The sequence below is a fragment of the Streptomyces silvae genome (assembly GCF_016745505.1).
Lineage (GTDB): Bacteria > Actinomycetota > Actinomycetes > Streptomycetales > Streptomycetaceae > Streptomyces > Streptomyces silvae.
In genome coordinates this window covers 91,673-113,796 of record NZ_JAERUC010000016.1, presented here as the reverse complement: position 1 = coordinate 113,796, position 22,124 = coordinate 91,673, and the positions used below count along the sequence as shown (strand labels likewise).

Annotated in this window: 17 protein-coding genes; 8 read left to right on the top strand and 9 right to left on the bottom strand. The window is 71.7% G+C overall.

Features of this window, described 5'->3' with window-relative positions:
* Positions 1-6 precede the first annotated feature (6 nt).
* From JKV81_RS02865 to JKV81_RS02855, 3 genes are all read right to left on the bottom strand, one after another.
* The gene (locus JKV81_RS02865) at positions 7-1,017 is read right to left on the bottom strand and encodes a DNA-3-methyladenine glycosylase family protein (protein ID WP_129263758.1); all 1,011 of its coding nucleotides are present in this window, start codon (positions 1,015-1,017) and stop codon (positions 7-9) included.
* A gap of 107 nt (positions 1,018-1,124) precedes the next feature.
* A complete protein-coding gene (gene manB / locus JKV81_RS02860; protein WP_099177222.1) occupies positions 1,125-2,216 on the bottom strand; it encodes a mannose-1-phosphate guanylyltransferase in 1,092 nt (363 codons plus the stop codon).
* A 78-nt stretch (positions 2,217-2,294) separates the two neighbouring features.
* Positions 2,295-3,752 carry an N-acetylmuramoyl-L-alanine amidase gene (locus tag JKV81_RS02855; protein ID WP_129263760.1) on the bottom strand — a complete coding sequence of 486 codons (1,458 nt, stop codon included), beginning with the start codon at positions 3,750-3,752 and terminating at the stop codon, positions 2,295-2,297.
* Between the two features lie 140 nt (positions 3,753-3,892).
* On the opposite strand from JKV81_RS02855, the gene JKV81_RS02850 reads away from it, so the two are divergent.
* The 4 genes from JKV81_RS02850 to JKV81_RS02835 all read left to right on the top strand — a co-directional run bounded on the left by JKV81_RS02850 (position 3,893) and on the right by JKV81_RS02835 (position 9,846).
* Entirely contained in the window at positions 3,893-4,645 is a 753-nt protein-coding gene (locus JKV81_RS02850) for a TIGR03089 family protein (RefSeq protein WP_202074841.1), read from the top strand.
* A 186-nt stretch (positions 4,646-4,831) separates the two neighbouring features.
* Complete coding sequence (locus tag JKV81_RS02845; protein WP_202074840.1) at positions 4,832-6,193, top strand: LCP family protein; 1,362 nt, start codon at positions 4,832-4,834, stop codon at positions 6,191-6,193.
* A 223-nt stretch (positions 6,194-6,416) separates the two neighbouring features.
* Positions 6,417-8,120 (top strand): LCP family protein, encoded by a 1,704-nt coding sequence (locus JKV81_RS02840; RefSeq protein WP_202074839.1) that lies wholly within the window; start codon positions 6,417-6,419, stop codon positions 8,118-8,120.
* Between the two features lie 49 nt (positions 8,121-8,169).
* Complete coding sequence (locus JKV81_RS02835; RefSeq protein WP_129263768.1) at positions 8,170-9,846, top strand: LCP family protein; 1,677 nt, start codon at positions 8,170-8,172, stop codon at positions 9,844-9,846.
* A 69-nt stretch (positions 9,847-9,915) separates the two neighbouring features.
* On the opposite strand, the gene JKV81_RS02830 is transcribed toward JKV81_RS02835, so the two are convergent.
* Positions 9,916-10,938 (bottom strand): glycosyltransferase family 2 protein, encoded by a 1,023-nt coding sequence (locus JKV81_RS02830; RefSeq protein ID WP_099177228.1) that lies wholly within the window; start codon positions 10,936-10,938, stop codon positions 9,916-9,918.
* A gap of 141 nt (positions 10,939-11,079) precedes the next feature.
* On the opposite strand from JKV81_RS02830, the gene JKV81_RS02825 reads away from it, so the two are divergent.
* Positions 11,080-12,636, top strand: a complete 1,557-nt coding sequence (locus JKV81_RS02825; protein WP_443742733.1) for an LCP family protein — start codon at positions 11,080-11,082, stop codon at positions 12,634-12,636.
* A 26-nt stretch (positions 12,637-12,662) separates the two neighbouring features.
* Here JKV81_RS02825 and JKV81_RS02820 read toward each other — a convergent pair whose 3' ends face one another.
* The gene (locus JKV81_RS02820) at positions 12,663-14,090 is read right to left on the bottom strand and encodes an MFS transporter (RefSeq protein ID WP_129263772.1); all 1,428 of its coding nucleotides are present in this window, start codon (positions 14,088-14,090) and stop codon (positions 12,663-12,665) included.
* 5 nt (positions 14,091-14,095) lie between these two features.
* Complete coding sequence (locus JKV81_RS02815) at positions 14,096-15,349, bottom strand: M20 metallopeptidase family protein (RefSeq protein ID WP_129263774.1); 1,254 nt, start codon at positions 15,347-15,349, stop codon at positions 14,096-14,098.
* A 59-nt stretch (positions 15,350-15,408) separates the two neighbouring features.
* Between JKV81_RS02815 and JKV81_RS02810 the strand changes: the two genes are divergently transcribed.
* The gene (locus tag JKV81_RS02810; RefSeq protein ID WP_129263775.1) at positions 15,409-16,536 is read left to right on the top strand and encodes an Lrp/AsnC family transcriptional regulator; all 1,128 of its coding nucleotides are present in this window, start codon (positions 15,409-15,411) and stop codon (positions 16,534-16,536) included.
* 87 nt (positions 16,537-16,623) lie between these two features.
* Here JKV81_RS02810 and JKV81_RS02805 read toward each other — a convergent pair whose 3' ends face one another.
* Entirely contained in the window at positions 16,624-17,172 is a 549-nt protein-coding gene (locus JKV81_RS02805; RefSeq protein WP_099177233.1) for an acyl-CoA thioesterase, read from the bottom strand.
* A gap of 119 nt (positions 17,173-17,291) precedes the next feature.
* Here JKV81_RS02805 and JKV81_RS02800 point away from each other — a divergent pair, with 119 nt between their 5' ends.
* Positions 17,292-18,563, top strand: coding sequence for an LCP family protein (locus JKV81_RS02800; RefSeq protein ID WP_129263777.1), 1,272 nt, complete (start codon positions 17,292-17,294; stop codon positions 18,561-18,563).
* Between the two features lie 80 nt (positions 18,564-18,643).
* Here the strand turns inward: JKV81_RS02800 and JKV81_RS02795 are convergent, their stop codons facing one another.
* Both JKV81_RS02795 and JKV81_RS02790 read right to left on the bottom strand, forming a co-directional pair.
* Positions 18,644-19,195, bottom strand: coding sequence for a ferritin-like fold-containing protein (locus JKV81_RS02795; RefSeq protein ID WP_124277285.1), 552 nt, complete (start codon positions 19,193-19,195; stop codon positions 18,644-18,646).
* Positions 19,196-19,370: 175 nt separating this feature from the next.
* Positions 19,371-20,528 carry an acyl-CoA dehydrogenase gene (locus tag JKV81_RS02790; protein ID WP_099177236.1) on the bottom strand — a complete coding sequence of 386 codons (1,158 nt, stop codon included), beginning with the start codon at positions 20,526-20,528 and terminating at the stop codon, positions 19,371-19,373.
* Between the two features lie 220 nt (positions 20,529-20,748).
* Between JKV81_RS02790 and JKV81_RS02785 the strand changes: the two genes are divergently transcribed.
* On the top strand, positions 20,749-22,092 hold the full coding sequence (locus JKV81_RS02785) for a UDP-glucose dehydrogenase family protein (RefSeq protein ID WP_202074838.1): 1,344 nt from the start codon (positions 20,749-20,751) through the stop codon (positions 22,090-22,092).
* The last annotated feature ends 32 nt before the right edge of the window (positions 22,093-22,124 follow it).

Genomic DNA, 22,124 nt, shown 5'->3' with positions numbered 1-22,124 from the left:
CGCCGGTCACAGCCGGGCGATGTTCCGGGGCGTCATCCGGGGGGCCCGGCGGGCCGGGGTGCGGCCCGAGAGCATGATCAGGCGGGTCGCTCGGTGGCGCTGGCCCTCGTACGGGGCGAGGAGCGCGAGCATCTCCTCGTCGTCGGCGTTCCTGTTGTCCGCCAGGGCGTGGCCGACGATGCCCGGCAGGTGGAGGTCGCCGACCGTCACCGCGTCCGCCGCGCCGTTCGAGCGCTGGAGGGTCTCCGCCGCCGTCCAGGGGCCGATGCCCGGGATCAGCTGGAGCCGGGCCGTCGCCTCGGGGAGCTCCATGGCCGCCGCCTCCTCCATGCGCCGGGCCACCCGGACCGCGCGCAGGATCGTGGCGGAGCGTTTCGCGTCCACGCCCGCCCGGTGCCACTCCCAGGACGGGATCAGCGACCAGGTCCTGGCGTCGGGCATGACGTACAGGCCGTACGTGCCGAACGTCACGTCGGCGGGGCCGGGCGCGGGGGTGCCGTAGGTGCGGAGCAGCAGCCGCCAGGCGCGGTAGGCCTCGTCGGTCGTGACCTTCTGTTCCAGGATCGACGGGATCAGGGACTCCATGACCAGCCCGGTGCGCAGCAGCCGCAGCCCGGGCCGGCTGCGCTGGGTCAGGGCGAGCAGCCGGTGGCGCGGGCGGAAGTCCTCAGGGGTGTCGCCCGCGCCGAGCAGCGCCGGGAGCCCGTCCAGGAGCCACTGCGCGCCCGGCCCCCAGGCCGCCGCCGAGACGCTGCCGCCGGAGGACGCCGAGACGCGCAGGGTGCCGGGGCCCGCCGGGGTGCGGGTCGCCCGCCAGAAGGATCCGTCGGGCAGCGCACGGTAGGCCGGGTCCGCGGGGCCGCGCCGCAGCGGGCTCAGGACCAGCCGGAGGTCGAGCGGGCCCGGCGGGGTCCAGGTCCGGGTCCGGGGCGGGCCATCCGTCGGACCGGTACCGGCACCGGTCCCCGGATCCTGCCGGGGCACAGCGGTGGTGCGGGGTACGAAGCGTCCTGCCACGGGTGAGGTCCTCGGTCGTCGGGGTGCCTAACGAGGGTAAGGCCGACAGGGACCTTTCCGGCGCCGCAGGTGCACCGGGTCACCGGTCGCGGGTCACCGGTCGCGGGTCACTGGTCGGAGGAGAAGCGGACCGAGGCGTCCGGCAGGACCGCGCCGCACCAGACGCGGATCCCGTCCCGCAGTTCGTTGTCGGCGCCCACTCGGGCCCCGTCGCCGATGACCGCGCCCGTGAGCACGGACCGGGCCCCGATCCTGGCACCGGCTCCGACCAGCGAGTCGGTGATCACCGCGCCCGGCTCCACGACGGCGCCGTCCAGCACGGTGGAGCCGGAGATCCTGGCGCCCTCGCCGATCAGCGCGCCCTCGCCGATGACCGTGCCGCCGGTGAGCTTGGCGTCGGCGGCCACCGAGGCGGTGGGCAGGACGAGCCGGTCGCCGCAGCGGCCGGGGACCGCGGGCGACGGGGCGCGGCCGAGGACCAGGTCGGCGGAGCCGCGGACGAACGCCTGCGGGGTGCCGAGGTCCAGCCAGTACGTGGAGTCCACCATGCCCTGGAGATGCGCGCCGTCGGCCAGCAGCCCGGGGAAGGTCTCGCGCTCCACGGAGACCGGCCGGCCGGCCGGGATCGTGTCGATGACCGACCGGCGGAAGATGTACGCCCCCGCGTTGATCTGGTCGGTGACTATCTCCTCGGGGGTCTGCGGCTTCTCCAGGAAGGCCGTCACCCTGCCGGTGGCGTCCGTCGGCACGAGACCGAAGGCGCGCGGGTCCTCCACCCTGGTGAGGTGCAGCGAGACGTCCGCTCCCGAGGTGGCGTGCGCCCCGACCAGGGCCCGGATGTCGAGGCCGGTGAGGATGTCCCCGTTGAACACGATGACGGGTTCGTCCGGGCCCGAGGCCAGGCGGGACGCCACGTTCCGGATGGCTCCGCCGGTACCGAGGGGTTCGTCCTCGGTGACGTACTCGATGGAGAGGCCGAGCGACGAACCGTCACCGAAATACGGTTCGAACACCTCCGCGAGGTAGGACGTCGCGAGCACGATGTGCTCCACCCCGGCCGCCCTGGCACGCGCCAGCTGGTGCGTGAGGAAGGGCACCCCCGCCGCCGGGACCATCGGCTTCGGGGTGTGCACCGTGAGCGGGCGCAGCCGGGTGCCCTTGCCACCGACCAGGAGGATCGCTTCTTTTGCCTCTGTCACAGCACCGTCTCTGCTTCCTGCTGGGGCCGGGCCTCGTTTCGGCTGGCCAGTGTATGCAGACCGTTCGGAGCCTCCCGGTCAGCGGCCCTGCAGCTTCGCCGAACTGGTCCGGGCCGTGCCGAGCTTGTTGTAAAGACGGATTCCGGGGCATTCGGTTGCGAACCCGTCGCGGTGCCCGGAGATGACGTTGAGTTTGGCCTTCGCACCCTTCTTGTACTTCCCGCTGCCGCCGGAGACGAGCGTGACCTTGCCCTTGGGGTTGCGGCCGAACAGGCCGAGCTTCCAGGCGGTGAGCTTGGCGATGGCGGTGACCGCCGCCGCGGGCGGGTTCTTCGAGCTGTACGTCCCGAGTACCGCGATGCCCATGCTGTTCGTGTTGAAACCGAGGGTGTGGGCGCCGAGGACCGCCTTCGTCACGCCTCCGGCGCGCCCCTCGTAGATGTTCCCGCACTTGTCGACGGCGAAGTTGTAGCCGAAGTCGCGCCAGCCGCTGCTCTTGACGTGGTAGCGGTAGATACTGCGCAGGACGGAGGGCGCCTGGGCGCAGGTGTAGTTGTTGCCGGTGGCGCTGTGGTGGATGAACGCGGCCTTGACCGTCGAGGTGTACGCGAAGGCGCGCTCACGCAGGCTCTCGTCGGCGCCCCAGCCCTTGCGGGTGACGATACGCGGGCGCGGCCCCACGAACGGCTTGGCGCCCGCCGCGACGACCGCCTGCTCCTCCGACTCGGCCTTGCTCAGGGCGGGGATCTCGGCGGCACCGAGCGGTGCCAGGTCGGCGTTGACCGCAGAGCTCTCGGCGGCGGCCGTGCTGAGGGCCGGGGCCTCCGGGAGCGCGCCGGGCTGGGCGGCCGAGGCGGGCGTCGCCGTCGCGGGGGTCGCGGTGCCCGCCGAGGGAGTGACGGCGGACGGGGCGCCGGTGGCCGGGGTGGCCCCGGCGGTTTCCGGCTCCGGGTCGTCGCCCGGGTCGACCAGCTCCACCTGGAGGCCCTTGGGGAGGGGCGCGGTGTCGGGGGCGCCGCTCCGCGGTCCCGCGGTCTCGGACCGTACGCGCACCTCGACGCCGTCCGAGTCGCCGACCCAGAGGGGGGCGGTGGAGCCGCGCACGGTGCCCGACTCGCGTTCGGGGCTGCCCGCGTCGGCGGCGTGGTCGGTGTTGTGGGTCTCCAGGGACTGCCAGCCCGACCACTTGGTGGTGCCGGTGGCCCGGGTGCGGACCTGGACGGTGCCGTGCAGTTCGGTGTCGGCGTCGTCCCAGACCACGCCGACGAGCGAGAAGCGGTGCGAGTCACGCCGCAGCAGCCCTTGTGCGGCCGAGGGATTCAGGGATTCGGTGGGTTTGCCGGTGGACCGCGGGACCGCGTCGGTGAGCGGCCGCAGGGGCAGTGACTGGGTCGAGCCCGCGGGTTCGGCGGGAGCGGCCGCGGGCGCCTGCGCGACCGGGGCCTGGGCGGGGGCGGCGGGAGCGGGCGCGGCGAGCGGGAGGGTGAGTGCCGTCGCGCAGGTGACGCCGATCGAGGTTGCAAGAAGTGCACGCATACAGGAAATCCTTGACAGAGTCCGGCATTCCCGGCTACTGGAGTAAAGCCGCCAGCAGTTGACGCACCGTCTGCCGAACCGGTGTACGGGCCACTCGTCGCACCCGCCCGGGCCCGCGCGCGCCGCGTACCCTTGCGCGGATGAACGCCAGTGATCGCACCCCCGCCGACCTGCTGCGATCCGCGCTCGCCGCGGACCCCGCCCGTCCCCTCGTCACCTTCTACGACGACGCAACCGGAGAGCGCGTCGAACTGTCGGTGGCCACCTTCGCCAATTGGGTGGCCAAGACCGCCAATCTGCTCCAGGGCGACCTGGCCGCCGAGCCCGGCGACCGGCTCGTGCTGCTGCTCCCCGCGCACTGGCAGTCGGCCGTCTGGCTGCTCGCCTGCTCGTCGGTGGGGGTCGTCGCCGAGGTGCAGGGCGACCCGGCCTCGGCCGATCTGGTCGTCAGCGGGCCGGACACGCTCGACCGGGCGCGCGCGTGCCGTGGTGAGCGGGTCGCGCTGGCCCTGCGTCCGCTGGGCGGCCGGTTCCCGCAGGCTCCCGAAGGGTTCGCGGACTACGCGGTCGAGGTGCCCGGCCAGGGCGACCGCTTCGCCCCGTACGCCCCGGTGGACCCGGCGGCCCCCGCGCTGTCGGTGGGCGGCGCCGTCCTGACGGGGGACCAGCTCGTCGCCCGCGCCCGCGAGGACGCGGTGGAGCGGGGACTCGGCCCGGGATCCAGGCTCCTGACGGGCCGTACGTACGACACCTGGGAGGGGCTGTCCGCCGGACTCCTCGCGCCGCTGGCCGCCGGGGGCTCCGTGGTCCTCTGCCGCCACCTGGACCGGCTGGACGCGAACGGGCTGGCCAAGCGCGTCGAAAGCGAGCGGATCACCGCCACCGCGGTATGACAAGCGCTCCGAGCGCCACCCGTCCGGCCCACGGCGGGCCGAGCCCCCGGGACTGTGCACCGGCGGCGGTACATGATCGGGCGGTACGAAGCACCGCCGAGAACGCCGCCTGAATGCACAACCAAGCGTGAGGTTCAGCCGTCTACTTCTGCGACCGGCGGCCCATCGCGCCGCCGAACGTGAAGGATGGACGCAGACGTGAGCGACAGCCCCGGCACCCCGGCCGACCCGGACCGCCCGGACCACTCGGCCGGGGGCGGACCTGCGGACGAGCCGCAGGACGCGTCCGGGGCGGCCCCGCGGGACGACGCCGCCGGGACCCCGAAGGACGAAGGCGACGGACCGGAGGCGGACGGCGACGGCGGGCGGGCGGACGGCACCTGGAGCGCGCGCCCCGCGCGCGGCCCCCGGGGCCGCGGACGCCCCTGGCTCCGCTGGACCGCCCTCGCCGCCTCCCTGGTCGTGCTGGCCGCCGCCGGTGTCGGCTGGTGGCTGTACAGGAAGCTCGACGGCAACATCACGACGGACACGAGCGCCGCCGCCGAACTCAGGGCGTACGAGAAGGAGCGCCCCCGGCCGATCGCGCGGGACGCGCAGAACATCCTGCTGATCGGCTCCGACACCCGCTCCGGCGAGAACAGCGCGTACGGGCGGGACGACGGCGGCAGCCAGCGCTCGGACACCACGATCCTGCTGCACCTCGCGGCCGATCGCGGGAGCGCGACCGCGGTGTCCATCCCGCGCGACCTGATGGCCGAGATCCCCAGCTGCCACACGGACGACGGCAAGGCCACGACGAAGCGGTTCGGCCAGTTCAACTCGGCCTTCGAGCTCGGCGGCACGGCCTGCACGATCCGTACGGTCGAGAAGATGACGGGCATCCGCATCGACCACCACATGGTCATCGACTTCAACGGCTTCAAGGACATGGTCGACGCCGTGGACGGCGTGGAGGTCTGCCTCAAGGAGCCGGTCGACGACGCCGACGCCCACCTCAAGCTCCCCGCCGGCCGCCAGAAGCTCGACGGCGAGGAGGCCCTGGGATACGTGCGGGCCCGTAAGTCGATCGGGAACGGCAGCGACACCGAGCGCATGGACCGTCAGCAGAAGTTCCTGGGGGCCCTCGTCAACAAGATGCAGAGCAACGGCGTGCTGCTGAACCCGACGCGGCTCTACCCGGTGCTGGACGCGGCGACGAAGTCGCTCACCACGGACCCCGGCCTCGACTCCCTGCGGGACCTGTACGACCTGGTGCGCGGGATGCGGAACGTACCCACGGAGAAGGTGCAGTTCCTGACCGTGCCCCGCCGGTCCTACCCGTCCGACCCGAACCGCGACGAGCTCGTACAGCCCGCCGCGGGCCAGCTGTTCACGCAGCTGCGCAAGGACGAACCCGTCACCGTGGTCCCCCCGGAGGAAATCAAATCCGGGGATGCACAGGCAGACCACAGCTCCGGGAACGAGACATCGGGCGATACGACCGCGAGCCCGACGCCCGCGCCCACCTATTCGGGGTCGAATGCCGCGGATGACCTGTGCGGCTCGTAAAGCAATTCCCAAGAGATGGACGGCAATCGGAGCGGAATAGGCAGAATGCCCGGTTGTAAAGAGCGTGGAATGTGTCACGCGCGCCCCCTGTGGCCGATTCCGCCGGATAGTGTGACGCGATCCGGTGCTCGCGGCGCTCAGACCGCGCACGGCCGGACCGGACAACCGAGCGCCCTGCCGGGGGAGGCGCCTCGCGTGGCACCGACGGAGGATTCAGGAAACCGTGGACGCGCATAGCCGTGGGCGGGCGGACGAAATCGATCCCGCCGACCAGTGGGTGCTCAACCCGCGGACCGGTAATTACGAATTGCGACTGAACCACTCCGGAACAGAGTCGTCCAGCCCTTCCGGCCCCCCGAATCCCGTCGCCGGCCGGGGCGAATCCCGCGTCGCGGTACCCGCTCAGCGAAGCCGCCGCACGACCGGGGGCGGCAGGGACGGCGGTGACCGGACGCCGCCGGCCGCCCGCCGGGGAGGCAAGCCGCGGAAGTCACGGCGGAAGAAGGCCCTGCTGTGGACCGGCGGGGTCATGGCCTTCGTGGTCGTCGCCGGATCGGCGGGGGCCTACGCGCTCTACCAGAAGTTCAACGGGAACCTCGCCACCGTGGACGTCGGTGACGCCGGCAGCAAGAGCGTCGCCGCCGACGGCCCGCTCAACATCCTGATCATCGGCACCGACAAGCGGACCGGCGAGGGCAACGAGGGGTACGGCGACAAGGGCAGCACGGGCCACGCCGACACCAACATCCTCTTCCACGTCTCCGCCGACCGCACCAACGCGACGGCGATGAGCATCCCCCGGGACCTGATCACCGACGTCCCCGACTGCACCACGAAGCAGGCGGACGGTTCGGAGACGTCCATACCCGGGTCGCAGAACGTGCGCTTCAACGTCAGCCTCGGCCAGGAGGGCCGCGACCCCGGGTGCACGATGCGCACGGTCAAGGAGATCACCGGCCTGTCGGTCGACCACTTCATGATGGTCGACTTCAACGCGGTCAAGACGCTCTCCACGGCCGTCGGCGGCGTCACGGTCTGCCTGGACAAGGCGGTCAAGGACCCGGACTCGCACCTCGACCTGCCGGCCGGCGAGTCCACGATCCAGGGCGAGGACGCACTGGCCTTCGTCCGCACCCGGCACAGCTTCGGGAACCAGAGCGACCTGGACCGGATCAAGGTCCAGCAGCAGTTCATCGGCTCGATGATCCGCCGGATGAAGTCCGACGACACGCTGACCGACCCGGCCAAGCTCTTCAAGCTCGCCGACGCGGCGACCAAGGCGCTCACCGTCGACTCCGGCATCGGGTCGATCAAGAAGCTGACCTCGCTCGCCAAGGAGCTCGGCAGGATCGACACCAAGAACATCACCTTCGTCACGATGCCGGTGAAGGACAACCCGGCCGAGCCGACGCCGGTCACCGTGGTCGTGGACCCGCAGAAGTCGCAGCAGCTGTTCTCGATGATGCGCTCCGACACCTCCCTCACCGAGGTGAAGAAGAAGGAGCAGGCGGCCAAGGACAAGCAGGAAGCGGTCCTCCGGGGCAGCAGGGCCGAGGCCGCCGACATCCGTGTCGACGTCCTCAACGGCGGCGGCATCACCGGCGCGGCGGCGGAGACCGTCACCTGGCTCCAGGGCGAACAGGGCGTCACGGGTGCCACGAACAAGGCGAACGCCCCGGCGAAGATCGACCGTACGACGCTGGCCTACGCGCCGGAGCAGGCCGACCAGGCCCGCGCGCTCGCGGACATCATGGGCCTGCCCGCCACCGCGCTCAAGCAGGGAACGGCCAGCAGCGAAGGGCTCCAGCCGATGGTGCTGACCCTGGGGGCGGACTTCGAGGGCGCGGGGGTACCCGTCACCGGTCCGGCGAAGGCGCCGGAAGACATTCAGAGAGCAAGCGCCGACAAGGCGGAATGCGCGAAGTGACGACGGGTCCTCGCGCCACAGCGGAATTCATAGGAGCAGGGGGGTCCTGGTGGGACGGAGCAGTACGCGCGGGGAGGGGACACGGTCACGTGGCCGGCACGACGGGCCGCCGGGCCGCAGCGGTGGTGAGGCGTCCGACGGCACCAGGCCGAAAAGCCACGGCCGACGGGAGCGCTCCACCCCCGCGGGGAGCGGCCGGGGACCGGCACGTGCCGACCGGCGGCGCGCCGCCGGCAAAGGCAAAGGCGGCAAACGGCGTGTCCTGCGCTGGGTGGCGTCCGTACTCGCCCTGCTGATACTCGGCACCGGCGGCGCCGGTTATCTGTACTACAAGCACCTCAACGGCAACATCAGGAAAGAGGACCTGACGCTCGGCGACAAGGCGATGGCCGACCACAAGGCCAACGCCGCCGGTCAGACACCTCTGAACATCCTGCTCATCGGCTCCGACGCCCGGGACTCCAAGGCCAACCAGGAGCTGGGCGGAGCGAAGGAGACCTTCGGCGGCACGCCGCTCGCCGATGTGCAGATGCTGCTCCACCTCTCCGCGGACCGCAGCAACATCTCGGTCCTCAGCATGCCGCGCGACACCATGCTGAAGATGCCCAAGTGCACCGACCCCAAGTCCGACAAGGTGTATCCGGCCAGCACGGTCGACGTCCAGACCAACGAGAGCCTGGGCCGCGGCGGCCCCGGATGCACGGTGGCCACCTGGTACGAGCTCACCGGCATCACGATCGACCACTTCATGATGATCGACTTCGAGGGCGTCGTCTCCATGGCCGACGCGGTCGGCGGTGTCCCCGTCTGTGTCGACGCCAACGTCTACTCGCACACCAGCACCGGCAAGGGATCCGGGCTGAAGCTGAAGGAGGGCACCACCTCCGTCCAGGGCAAGCAGGCCCTCCAGTGGCTGCGCACCCGGTACGGCTTCGAGGACAACACCGACCTCGGCCGGACCAAGGCCCAGCACCAGTACCTGAACTCGATGGTCCGCGAGCTGCGCAAGGGCACCAAGCTCACCGACCCCGGAAAGCTGATGGACCTCGCCGAGGCGGCCACCGGCGCGCTGACCGTCGACAAGGGCCTCGACACGGTCAAGAAGCTGTACGACCTGGCCGAGGAGCTCAAGAAGGCGCCGACCGACCGCATCACCATGACGACCATGCCGAACGTCTACGGCACGGGGCAGTTCAGCGGCCGGGTGTACCCGAAGGCCGAGGAGGCCGAGCAGGTCTTCCGGATGATCCGTGAGGACATCCCGCTCGACGGCAAGGCGTCCAAGCGCAAGACGCCCGTCGTCAAGGACCAGGCCGCACCCACCGCCGAGATCGCGGTCAGTGTGCGCAACGCGACCTCCACGGACACCCTCGGTCCCGCCCAGGGCCGTGCGACCACGGTCAAGGACCTGCTCACGGACGCGGGCTTCGCCAAGGCGACCATCGACTCGCAGAACGTCGAGGCGGAGGCCAGGACCGGCGTCCTGTACCCCAGCGCGGACCTGGAGGGCGACGCGCAGGCCGTCGCCAAGGCGCTCGGGATCCCCGTGTCGCAGGTGAAGAAGTCGACCGACGTCTCGGGCATCGTGCTGTCCGTGGGCGCCGACTGGCGCAAGGACGAGGCGTACCCCGCCAAGGCCGCCGAGGAGAAGACACCGGAGTCGGCGAACCCGCTCAACGGCGCTGAGAAGGCGTGCATGCACGTCAACCCGGACTTCACCTGGTGACGTCGTACGTACGGGAAGGGCCCCGCCGTCACCGGCGGGGCCCTTCCTCGCTTCCTGCGGGTACGGCGGTCAGACCGTCTGCTCCCGCACGGCCGGGCGGCGGCTGGCGATGACCCGCTTCGCCAGCGAGCGGGGGCTGGTCAGGAAGCCGTACCCCCAGGACATGTGCATGGTGGCCAGCGCCACCGGGATCTGCGCCCGGGCCTTGAGCGGCAGGCCCTTGCCCGCGGGCAGCGACCCGGCCACGATGGCCGCGACGTACCCGGCGGGCACGACGAACGCCCACGGGGTGACGGCGGCGCCCACGACGATGCCGGCGGCTATGGCGCAGACCGCGGTGGGCGGGGCCAGGTAGCGCAGGTTGATCGAGCCCGAGTGGTAGCGGGCGACGACGTGGCGCCAGCGGCCGTACTCCTTGTACTGCTTGGCGAGCGCGCGGATGCTGGGCCGCGGGCGGTACTGCACCTTCAGCTCCGGCGAGAACCAGATCAGGCCGCCGGACTCGCGGATGCGGAAGTTCAGCTCCCAGTCCTGGGCGCGGATGAACTCCACGTTGTAACCGTCGGCGCGCTCCAGCGCCTCGCGGCGGAAGACCCCCAGATACACGGTCTCGGCCGGGCCCGCCTTCCCCCCGGTGTGGAAGGCCGCGTTGCCGACGCCGATCTTCGACGTCATCGCCGCGGCGACGGCGTCCTCCCAGGCGTTCTCACCCTCGGCGTGCATGATGCCGCCGACGTTCTGCGCGCCGGTCTCCTCCAGGAGGCGGACGGCGGTCGCGATGTAGTTCGGCGAGAGCATGCCGTGGCCGTCCACGCGTACCACGATCGGGTGATGTGACGCCTTGATCGCGGCGTTGAGCGCGGCGGGGGTCCGGCCGGTCGGGTTGGGCACGGTGTGGACCCGGGAATCCTCCCGGACCAGCTCGGCGGCGATCTCGTCCGTACGGTCGTTCGAGGGGCCGAGGGCGATCACCACCTCCATCTCACCGGCGTACTCCTGCTCCAGGATGTGCCGGACCGAGTTCCTGAGATGGCGTTCCTCGTTGAGCACCGGCATGATCACGGAGACGGCGGGGTACTGCGCGGCAGACATGTGGTCCTCGGGGGGTCCTCGGGGGTGCCAGGGTTCCGGGGGTTTTCGCACCCCAGGAGGCGGCGTGATTCGGCCGCCACGTTACCGCGAACGGGGGACAGGGGCGCGCGCCGCCGGGTCTCCTCCCGGTCTGCAGATCGTATGGGCCTACCGTGCGAAAGTCCCACTCGCACCGCGGAGGTGTCCCTCGTGCCCACGCCGCACCGATCGCCCCGTCCACCGCACCCCCGCACAGCTGCCCCGCAGCGCAGGCCCGCACGGCAGACCGGAGCCGGTGGCCGCGCCACGCGGCGGAACCGGACCGGGGGACGGAAGCCGCCACCCCGGTGGGGCATGCGGATCGCCACCGGGCTGTCCGTGCTGGTGCTCGGCGCCAGTGGCATCGGACATGCCGTCGTGAGCGGTCTGGAGACGGGGATCGACCGGGTCGACCCGTTCAAGGACATGAAGAACCGCCCCCAGGGCGGCCACGGCATGAACTTCCTGCTCGTCGGCACCGACGGCCGCGACAAGATCACCGCGGCCGAGAAGAAGAAGTACAGGCTGGGCGGCGCCCCCTGCCACTGCACGGACACCCTCATGCTCGTCCATCTCTCGGCGGACAAGCAGCGGGCCAGCGTCGTCAGCCTGCCGCGCGACAGCTACGCCGAGCTCCCGGCCCACACCGACGCCACCACGGGCAAGGAGCACTCCCCCCACCCGGTGAAGCTGAACGCCGCCTACGCCGAGGGCGGCCCGCATCTCACGGTGCGCACCGTCGAGCAGATGACGGGCGTCAAGATCGACCACTATCTGGAGGTCGACTTCACCAGCTTCATGAAGACGGTCGACACCCTGGGCGGGGTGGAGATCTGCACCGCCAAGCCGCTCAAGGACGCGTACACCGGTCTGGATCTGACCGCCGGCACCCACAAGCTGGACGGCGGCCAGGCTCTTCAGTACGTACGCTCCCGGCACCTGGACGGGGCGGCCGACCTGAGCCGGATGCAGCGCCAGCAGAAGTTCATGGCGGCGCTGATCAAGCAGACGACCAGCAGCGGTGTGCTGATGAACCCGATGAAGTTCCAGCAGGTCGCGTCGTCGATGCTCGAATCGGTACGCGCCGACAAGGGCTTCGGCACCGACGAGATGCTGGAGCTCGGCAAGGCCATGCGGGGCTTCACCCCGGCCTCGTCGGAATTCGCCTCGGTGCCCCTGGAGGAGAAGGGCTTCCCGGTCAAGGGGATCGGCTCCACCGTGAAGTGGGACGCCGAGAAGTCGAAGCAGATGTTCCAGGCGCTGCGCGAGGACCGGCCGCTCGCCCCGCACCTGCCGAAGCAGCCCAAGGCGACGCTCGTCGACGTGGCCCCGGAGCAGATCCGGGTGCAGGTCTACAACGGGACGCCGAAGGACGGGCTCGGCCAGGACGTCGACGAGGCGCTGCGCGCCACCGGGTTCAACACCACCCGCGCCCCGCTCAACGGCGGACCGCACGATCTGCGGCGGACGCTGGTCACCTACGACCCGCGCTGGGACCGGTCGGCCAAGTCCCTGGCCACCGCGCTGCCCGGCTGCGAGCTCAGGGCGGTGCAGGGACAGGGCGGGACCATGAAGGTCACGGCGGGGTCGGACTTCACCAAGGTGCAGCGGGTGAAGGCCGAGAACCCGCAGACCGGCGAATTCGGCACGGTGACGGGCGACCAGGTGGTCTGCCCCTGACCTGGACCCGGCGCCGCGGGGCGAGGTCACCCCTCGCGGCGCCGTGAGAACGCCGTCGCCACGAGGGCGAGGACCGCTGCGGCGGAGGCGGCCAGCCAGAGCGCCGTGTAGCCGCCCTCCCCCGGTTCGCCGGTGGCCGGCGACAGGAACGCGCCGAGCAGGGTGGCGAAGACACCGCCCGCCACGGCTCCGCCCAGCGTCTTCACGTTGTTGTAGAGCGCGGCGGCGATGCCCGTCCTGGTCGGGTCGGACGCCTCGACGATCACCGTCGGCATGGCGCCGAGCGCCAGCCCGATCCCCAGGCCGGTGAAGGCGGACCCGGCCGCCATCTGCCAGATCTCCTCGTGCAGGAACGCGAACTGCAGGAAGGTCACGGCGACCAGCCCGAACGCCGTCATCAGCGTGGGCCGGTAGCCGATCCGCCGGGCGACGGCGGCCGTGCCCAGCGAACCGACGACGCTGCCGACGGCCCCCGGCAGCAGGACCAGGGAGATGGACAGCGCGCTCAGCCCGAACCCGTAGCCGGTGGCCTCCGGATCCGCCGCGTAGAAGGTGGAGTTGGGGGCCTGGCTCCCGAAGTAGAAGACGCCGAAGAGGAACGCCGCGCAGTAGAACGGGGCCGTGGTCCGCGCCGCCAGCGCCCGTACGTCGACAAGGGGCTCGGCACTGCGCAGCTCCACCCGCACCCACACCGCCAGCAGCACCAGCCCGAGCACCACGGGCCCCAGGACCCGCACGGAACCCCAGGAGCCGCTCTCCGCCCCGGAGACCCCGCCGAGCAGGGCGACCATGGCGCCGCCGAGCAGCACCACCCCGGCCTTGTCCACCCGGCCGCCGGCCCTGTTCCGCGACTCCGGCACCGCGACGAAGGAGACGGGCACACAGATCACGGCGAGCGCGGCGGGCACCAGCAGGGTCAGCCGCAGATCGCCGAACGCGGAGTCGACGAGCCCCATCACCACCCCGCCGGCCATCGCGCCGAGCGTCAGGGCGCCCACCAGACGGGCGATGGCCCGCCGTGCGTCGGCGACCGGGAGCCGGTCCCGTACGAGGGCGATCTCCAGGGGCAGCAGGGCGGCGACCGGTCCCTGGAGCACCCGGCCGGCGAGGAGCGTGCCGTAGTCCGGGGCGAGCGCGACCACGAGGGTGCCCGCCGCGATCAGCGCCAGGGCGATGCGGAGCATCCGCCGGTGGCCGTGGAGGTCACCGAGGCGGCCGAACAGCGGGACGCAGACGGCGGCGGCCAGCAGCTGTACGGAGACGACCCAGTTCAGGGCGGCCGAGCCGATGCCCAGGTGATCGGCGAGGTCGGGCAGCAGCGGGGCCAGCCCGACCTGGAGGAAGCCGCTGGTCACCTCGAAGAGGACGAGGAGGCCGACGACGGCGGTGACGGAGGCGGGTAGGGGTTCCTGGCCTGCGGGGGCGTCCGGCGGCGGGGTGGCGGTGGCGGTCATGGGGGCTACTCCTGCGGGGAGGGGACGGGCATGGCCACGGCGGAGGCACCGGGCTCCGGCCGGGTGAGCGGGGTGCCGAGACGGCGCAGGGCCAGTCCGGCGAGGAGGGCGGCGGCGTACGGCAGGGCGTCGTCGTCGTAGACCGCCTGCGCGGAGTGGTTCATCGGGGCGGTGGCCGGGTCGGTGCCGGGCGGGCAGGCGCCCAGGCCGACGAAGGCACCCGGCACCTTCCGGAGCACGAAGGAGAAGTCCTCGGCCCCCGCCATCGGCTTGGGCGCCTCGAAGACGCGCCCCTCGCCCAGGACCTGCCGCGCGGTCTCCAGTGCGAACGCCGCCTGATCCGCGTCGTTGACGGTCGGCGGGTACTGCTCGACGTAGTCGACCTCGGCGCTCACCCCGTGGGCCGCGGCCACCCCGTGCACGGTCCGCTCGAAGGCCGCGCGCACCCGGGCCCGGGAGGCGTCGGAGAAGGTCCGTACGGTGGCGGCGAACCGGGCGGTCTCCGGGATCACGTTGGCCGCCGTGCCCGCCTCGATCCTGCCGACCGTGACGACGGCCGGGTCGAAGACGTCGATCTCCCGGGTGACGGCGGTCTGGAGTGCCGTGACCATGGCGCACATTGCGGGCACCGGATCGGCGGCCGAGTGCGGCGAGGAGCCGTGCCCGCCCCGCCCGCGCACCGTGACCTCCACGGCGTCCGAGGCGGCGAGCATGGGCCCCGGCCGGGTCGCGGCGAACCCGGTGGGCGCGCCGGTGGAGATCACATGCAGGGCGTACGCGGCGACGACCCGTTCCCCGGCGGCGTCGAGCACCCCCTCGTCGATCATGATCCGCGCGCCGCCCTGGCCCTCCTCGCCGGGCTGGAACATGAGGACGACGTCCCCGGCCAGCTCCTCCCGCCGGGCGGCCAGCAGCCGCGCGGCGCCGACGAGGCCGGTGACGTGCAGGTCGTGGCCGCACGCGTGCATCCGGCCGTCGACGACGGAGGCGTACGGGAGCCCGGTGTCCTCCTGGACCGGCAGCGCGTCCATGTCGCCGCGCAGGAGAACGGCGGGGCCGGGGCGGCCGCCGCGCAGCACGGCGGTCACGGAGCTCAGCGCCGTACCGGTGCGGATCTCGAGACCCAGGCCGTCCAGCGCGGCGAGGATCTTGGCCTGGGTCAGCGGGAGGTCGAGACCGAGCTCGGGTTCACGGTGCAGGGCGTGGCGCAGTTCGGTCAGGGCGGGGGCGAGGTCACGGGCCTCGTGGAGCAAGGACATGGGCGTATCGTGCGGAGCGAAACACCTCAACCATGATCGTCCGCAGGAAAGCGCTCCTCATGAGCCGATCGACGCATGAATCCACCGGGCTCCCCGAACGCCTGCTGAGCACCGGGCAGCCCGAGCCCCTGGACGAGCTGGACTATCTCCTCATCACCGCGCTCCAGACCTCGCCCCGGGCGGAGTGGGCGCAGATCGGGAAGGTCCTCGGGGTGGACGCCTCGACGGCTGCGCGCCGCTGGAACCGGCTCACGGAGGCGGGCCACGCCTGGCTCAGCTGCTACACGGTGGCGGTCGGGCCCGCGGTGCCGATCATCGCGTTCATCGAGGTGGACTGCGCGGCCGGCGCCCTGCACGAGGTGGCGGCCGAGATCGCGGACGACCCGCATCTGATCACCATCGAGCACGTCACCGGCGCCAGGGACCTGGTCCTCACCGCCGCCTTCCCCGATCTGGCGATGCTGGCCCGCTACGTCGGCTTCCGTCTCGGCCGGCTGCCCGGGGTCTCGGCCACCCGGTCCCAGACGGCGACCGCCGTCCACACCGAGGGCAGCCGCTGGCGGCTGGACCGGCTGGACCCCGACAGCCAGGACCTCCTGGCGAGGGACCGGGCGCCGGCCATGCCACGGCGTGGGCTGCCCGCCCCGGACGCACTGGACACCCGGCTCTACCTGCTGCTGAGCGAGGACTTCCGCCAGCCCGCCGCCCGGCTCGCCGAACGCCTCGGGGTCAGCCCCAACACCGTGCGCCGCAGGCTCGACCGTATGCACCGGCAGGACGCGCTGATCTACCGCTGCGAGGTGGCCCGCCATCTCTCCGGCTGGCCGATCTCGGTCACGCTCTGGGGCATCGCCCCGGCCGGTGAGGCCGCCCGCATCGCCTCGCAGCTGATCCGCATGCGCGAGACCCGGCTCTGCGCGTCGCTGACCGGGCCGCACAATCTGATGCTCACGGTGTGGCTGCGCTCCGCCGAGGACATCGGCGCCTTCGAGGCCAGGCTGGCGGACCGCTTCCCCGAGCTGACCGTCGCGGACCGGGCGGTGGCCCTCTGGCAGCTGAAGATCGCCGGCCATGTGCTGGACCCCCTGGGCCGCCACATCAGAGGGGTTCCCGTGACGTTCTGGGAGGAGCCCGGCGCCGAGCAGGCCGAGGACGCGCTGCTGCGACGGCTGCGCGTCCCGCGCTGACCCCGTACCGGCCGGCAGGCCCGCGCGACCGGGACTCGGCTCGCGTGCCCGGCCCGTGGCGGGGGCCGCGGGCCCGTACGGCCGGGGTCAGTCGTCGATGCCCTCGGCGGCCCGCTGCTCCCGCAGCTCCTTGATCGCGCGGCGGCGGGCGAGGCGGTGCGTACGCCGGATCTGGGCCTCCTGGTAGCGGCGCTTGTCGCGCTCGGTCTCCGGGGCCACCTGCGGTACGCGGCGCGGCTTGCCCTCCTCGTCGACCGCCGCGAACACCAGATAGGCGCTGCCGACCTGCTGGGCCGGGGTCGACTCGTTCCACCGCTCGGCCATGACGCGGACGCCGACCTCCATCGAGGAACGGCCGGTCCAGTTCACCTGGGCGCGGACGTGAACAAGGTCACCCACGCGGACGGGCTCCAGGAAGACCATCTCGTCCATCGAGGCCGTCACGGCCGGTCCGCCGGAGTGCCGGCCGGCGACCGCCCCCGCCGCGTCGTCGACCAGCTTCATGATCACCCCGCCGTGCACCGTACCCAGGAGGTTGGTGTCGTTGCCGGTCATGATGTGGCTGAGGGTGGTCCGGGAGGCCGAGGTCGGCTTGACCGGAATATCGGCCTCCGGCGGCTGGGACTGATCTGTCATGCCGTCCACCTTATGCGGGGGCTTGCACCCGGTTGCATTGCATCAGCTTCGCAACAGCCGTGCCCCGATCCCCGCTACACCCTGTAAGAGCCACAGGCCGAGACGGCACACTGGTCCGCATGAGCGATTGGCCCGAAGGACGGAACGGCGGACCCGGCGAACGCTACGGGCGGGGCAGCGCGAGCCCCCGGCCGGAGAGCGCCCGCGCCATGCCGCACGTCCGGCGGCGCCCCGCGCCGCCGCAGTCCCCGCCCCACATCCCCCCGCAGCAGGGACCGGGCTACGAGGACGGCCCCGGTTACGACAGCGGCTACAACACGGGCCAGGTCTACGGCGGCGGCGGTCAGCGCGGCGGCGGCCACGGTGGCGGCCGCGGCGGTGACAGCGGATACGTCCAGCCCCGCCCGGCGCCGAACTGGGGCCGGCGCCTCAAGGTCGGCGTGCTCTCCCTGGTCGTCGTGGTGCTCGCCGTCTCGGTCGGCACGTACTTCTGGGCCGACGGCAAGCTCAAGCGCGAGGTCGACCTCTCCAAGGTCATCGACCGCCCCTCCGAGGGCGACGGCACGAACTACCTGGTCGTCGGCTCCGACAGCCGCGAGGGCATGACGGCCGAGGACAAGAAGAAGCTGCACACCGGCTCCGCCGAGGGCAAGCGGACCGACTCGATGATGATCCTGCACGACGGCTCCAACGGCCCGACGCTGATCTCGCTGCCCCGCGACTCGAACGTCGAGATCCCCTCGTTCGTCGGCTCCGAGTCCGGCAAGAAGTTCGCGGGGACCGGCCGCCAGGTGAAGCTGAACGCGGCGTACGCCGAGGACGGCCCCGAGCTGCTGGTCCGCACGGTCGAGTTCAACACCGGGCTGCGCATCGACCACTACGTCGAGATCGGCTTCGGCGGCTTCGCCAAGATCGTGGACGCCATCGGCGGTGTCGAGATGGACATCCCGAAGGCCTTCAAGGACAAGAACTCCGGCGCCGACTTCCAGGCCGGCAAGCAGACCCTGAACGGCGAGCAGTCCCTCGCCTTCGTCCGCACCCGGTACGCCTTCGCGGGCAGCGACCTGGACCGCACGAAGAACCAGCAGAAGTTCCTCGCGGCCCTGGCCTCCCAGACGGCGACCCCGTCGACGATCCTCAACCCGTTCAAGCTCTACCCGACGATGGGCGCGGGTCTGGACACCCTGATCGTGGACAAGGACATGTCGCTCTGGTCACTCGGCAACATGTTCTTCGCGATGAAGGGCGTCACGGGCGGCGAGGGTACGTCGATGAACATCCCGCTCACGGGCCAGAGCGTGAACGGCAACCTCGTCTGGGACAAGGCCAAGGTCAAGCAGCTCGTCGAGCAGCTGAAGAACGACGAGAAGGTCACGGTCAAGGGCAACTGACCGCCGCCGCCCGAGGCCTTCGGAGGCCCCTCACCCGCAGCCGGGTGAGGGGCCTCCCGCCGTTCCGGCCGGCGCCGCCGTCACGCGCCCCCGGCCCCCGCGGGCTGGTAGAGGTCGTTCAGCTCGTCGGCGTGGTCCTCCTCCTCCTTGAGGATGTCCTCGATGAGCCGCCGCGTCGTGGGGTCGCTCTCGCCGATCCAGCGCACGATCTCGGTGTACGTCTCGATGACGATCCGCTCGGCGACGAAGTTCTCCCGGATCATCTCCTGGAGGTCGGTCTCCGCGGGCGTCTCGTACTCGGTGTGCGAGCGGGCCACCAGGGTGCCCGGGTCCATGTCGGGGCTGCCGCCCAGCTGGTTGATCCGGTCCGAGACACGCTGGAAGTGGTCGAGCTCCTCGCCGGCGTGCTCGCGGAACAGGTCGGCGACCTGCTGCCGGTTGATGCCCTGGGCGACGATCGCGTTCTGCGTGTAGCGCAGGTAGCAGACCATCTCGGTGGCGACCACCTGGTTGAGCACGTCGATGAGACGCTCCAGGTCGGCGGTGTTCGCGGGGGTGACCGGGCCCTTGGTGATGTCCCTGCGGGCCTCTTCGCGGATCTTGGTGACATCGAGGGCGAACTGGTTCGGCACGGGATTCCCATCTGTCCGGTTTCGAGCCCTTATCGGCAGGCATCGGAATCGTAAGGGGAGGAGCCCGCCGGGACCCGCCTCCGACTCGCTCGCTCTCCGCACCCCGGGGAAACCGCCCCGGACGCACGTGTGGCCCCCGGCACCGGGGTGCCGGGGGCCACACGGAGGAGCGCCGTTACGGCAGGTTGCGGGCCATGACGATCCGCTGGACCTGGTTGGTGCCCTCGTAGATCTGCGTGATCTTGGCGTCGCGCATCATGCGCTCGACCGGGTAGTCACGGGTGTAGCCGTAGCCGCCGAGCAGCTGGACGGCGTCCGTGGTGACCTCCATCGCGACGTCGGAGGCGAAGCACTTGGCCGCCGCTCCGAAGAAGGTGAGGTCGCCGTCGAGGCGCTCGGACTTGGCGGCGGCCGAGTAGGTGAGCTGGCGGGCCGCCTCCAGCTTCATCGCCATGTCGGCGAGCATGAACTGGATGCCCTGGAAGTCACCGATCGGCTTGCCGAACTGCTTGCGCTCCTGGACGTAGCCCTTGGCGTAGTCGAGGGCGCCCTGGGCGATGCCGAGGGCCTGGGCCGCGATGGTGATGCGGGTGTGGTCCAGGGTCTTCATCGCCGTGGCGAAGCCGGTGCCCTCCTCGCCGATCATGCGGTCCGCGGGGATACGGACGTTGTCGAGGTAGACCTCGCGCGTCGGGGAGCCCTTGATGCCGAGCTTCTTCTCCGGGGCACCGAAGGAGACACCCTCGTCGGACTTCTCGACGACGAACGCCGAGATGCCCTTGGAGCGCTTCGTCGGGTCGGTGACGGCCATCACCGTGTAGTACTCGGACTCGCCCGCGTTGGTGATCCAGCGCTTCACACCGTTGAGGACCCAGAAGTCCCCGTCACGCACGGCCTTGGTCTTCATGCCGGCCGCGTCGGAACCGGCGTCCGGCTCGGACAGGGCGTACGAGAACATCGCGTCGCCCTTGGCGAGCGGGCCCAGGTACTTCTTCTTCAGGTCCTCGGAACCGGAGAGGATCACCGGCAGCGAGCCCAGCTTGTTCACGGCCGGGATGAGGGAGGAGGAGGCGCAGACACGGGCCACCTCCTCGATCACGATGACCGTGGCGAGCGCGTCGGCGCCCGCGCCGCCGTACTCCTCCGGGACGTGCACCGCGTGCAGGTCCGAGGCGACCAGGGCGTCCAGCGCCTCCCTCGGGAAGCGCGCCTCCTCGTCGACCGCGGCGGCGTGCGGGGCGATCTTCGCCTCGGCGAGCGAACGGATCGTCTCGCGGAGCATCTCGTGCTCCTCGGCCGGACGGTACAGGTCGAAATCGGTCGAACCCGCCAAGACGTTCACTCCCCAAGGATGCTAACTACCGTTAAGTAACCCAATTTTAGTGGCCCTGCCGAGCGCGGGCATACGGGCGGGGCACGTGAGCTTGCCGACACGGCGGGGGCGGCCCTCGTGCGCAGTGGCGCGGCAGCCCCGGAGGGCGCCGGAAAACAGCGTTCCGCACGCACGGTTATGCTCGGCTCCGCACGTCTGTCCGCATCGTTCAGGAGCACCCATGGCCCTCAGGATCACCGTGATCGGCACCGGCTACCTCGGCGCCACCCATGCCGCGGCCATGGCGGAGCTCGGCTTCGAAGTCCTCGGGCTCGACGTCGTGCCCGAGAAGATCGAGATGCTCTCGGCGGGCAGGGTCCCGATGTACGAGCCGGGGCTGGAGGAGATCCTCCAGAAGCACGTGGCGGGCATCGAGGGCTCGACCGGGCGGCTGCGGTTCACCACCTCCTGGGAGGAGGTCGGCGCGTTCGGCGACGTCCACTTCGTCTGCGTGAACACGCCCCAGAAGCACGGCGAGTACGCCTGCGACATGAGCTACGTGGACAGTGCCTTCGAGTCGCTGGCCCCGCAGCTGACCCGGCCCGCCCTGGTCGTGGGCAAGTCCACCGTCCCGGTGGGCTCCGCCGCACGGCTCTCCGCGCGGCTGGCCGAGCTGGCCCCGGTGGGTACGGACGCGGAGCTGGCCTGGAACCCGGAGTTCCTGCGCGAGGGCTTCGCCGTGAAGGACACCCTGCACCCGGACCGGATCGTCGTCGGTGTGGAGAGCGAGCGGGCCGAGAAGCTGCTGCGCGAGGTGTACGCGGGCCCCGTCGCCGAGGGCTCGCCCTTCGTGGTCACGGACTTCCCGACCGCCGAGCTGGTGAAGACCTCCGCCAACTCCTTCCTCGCGACCAAGATCTCCTTCATCAACGCGATGGCCGAGGTCTGCGAGGCCGCCGACGGCGACGTGGTGAAGCTCGCCGAGGCGATCGGCCACGACGAGCGCATCGGCAAGAAGTTCCTGCGGGCCGGGATCGGCTTCGGCGGGGGCTGTCTGCCCAAGGACATCCGGGCCTTCATGGCGCGCGCCGGCGAGCTCGGCGCCGACCAGGCCCTGACCTTCCTGCGGGAGGTCGACTCCATCAACATGCGCCGGCGCGGCCACATGGTCGAGCTGGCCCGCGAGGCCGTGGGCGGGGGCTCGTTCCTGGGCACGCGCGTCGCGGTGCTGGGCGCCACCTTCAAGCCGGACTCGGACGACGTACGCGACTCCCCGGCCCTGAACGTCGCCGGGCAGATCCATCTCCAGGGCGGCCAGGTCACGGTCTTCGACCCCAAGGGCATGGACAACGCCCGCCGCCTCTTCCCGACCCTCGGCTACGCGGACACCGCGCTGGACGCGGTGCGCGGGGCGGACGTCGTGCTGCACCTGACGGAGTGGCGCGAGTTCCGGGAGCTGGACGTGGCGGCGCTGGGCGAGGTCGCGGGGCGCCGGATCATCCTGGACGGCCGCAACGCGCTGGACCCGGCGGTGTGGCGCGAGGCCGGCTGGACGTACCGGGCGATGGGCCGCCCGAAGGCCTGACGCGAGAAGGCGGCGGCCCCGGGGCCGCCGCC

What these genes read in the sequence shown, in the direction of transcription:
- JKV81_RS02855 (WP_129263760.1), bottom strand. Translation starts at nt 3,752, where the DNA reads ATGCGTGCACTTCTTGCAACCTCGATCGGCGTCACCTGCGCGACGGCA.
- JKV81_RS02850 (WP_202074841.1), top strand. Translation starts at nt 3,893, where the DNA reads ATGAACGCCAGTGATCGCACCCCCGCCGACCTGCTGCGATCCGCGCTC.
- JKV81_RS02845 (WP_202074840.1), top strand. Translation starts at nt 4,832, where the DNA reads ATGGACGCAGACGTGAGCGACAGCCCCGGCACCCCGGCCGACCCGGAC.
- JKV81_RS02830 (WP_099177228.1), bottom strand. Translation starts at nt 10,938, where the DNA reads ATGTCTGCCGCGCAGTACCCCGCCGTCTCCGTGATCATGCCGGTGCTC.
- JKV81_RS02825 (WP_443742733.1), top strand. Translation starts at nt 11,080, where the DNA reads ATGGGCCTACCGTGCGAAAGTCCCACTCGCACCGCGGAGGTGTCCCTC.
- JKV81_RS02820 (WP_129263772.1), bottom strand. Translation starts at nt 14,090, where the DNA reads ATGACCGCCACCGCCACCCCGCCGCCGGACGCCCCCGCAGGCCAGGAA.
- JKV81_RS02815 (WP_129263774.1), bottom strand. Translation starts at nt 15,349, where the DNA reads ATGTCCTTGCTCCACGAGGCCCGTGACCTCGCCCCCGCCCTGACCGAA.
- JKV81_RS02810 (WP_129263775.1), top strand. Translation starts at nt 15,409, where the DNA reads ATGAGCCGATCGACGCATGAATCCACCGGGCTCCCCGAACGCCTGCTG.
- JKV81_RS02805 (WP_099177233.1), bottom strand. Translation starts at nt 17,172, where the DNA reads ATGACAGATCAGTCCCAGCCGCCGGAGGCCGATATTCCGGTCAAGCCG.
- JKV81_RS02800 (WP_129263777.1), top strand. Translation starts at nt 17,292, where the DNA reads ATGAGCGATTGGCCCGAAGGACGGAACGGCGGACCCGGCGAACGCTAC.
- JKV81_RS02785 (WP_202074838.1), top strand. Translation starts at nt 20,749, where the DNA reads ATGGCCCTCAGGATCACCGTGATCGGCACCGGCTACCTCGGCGCCACC.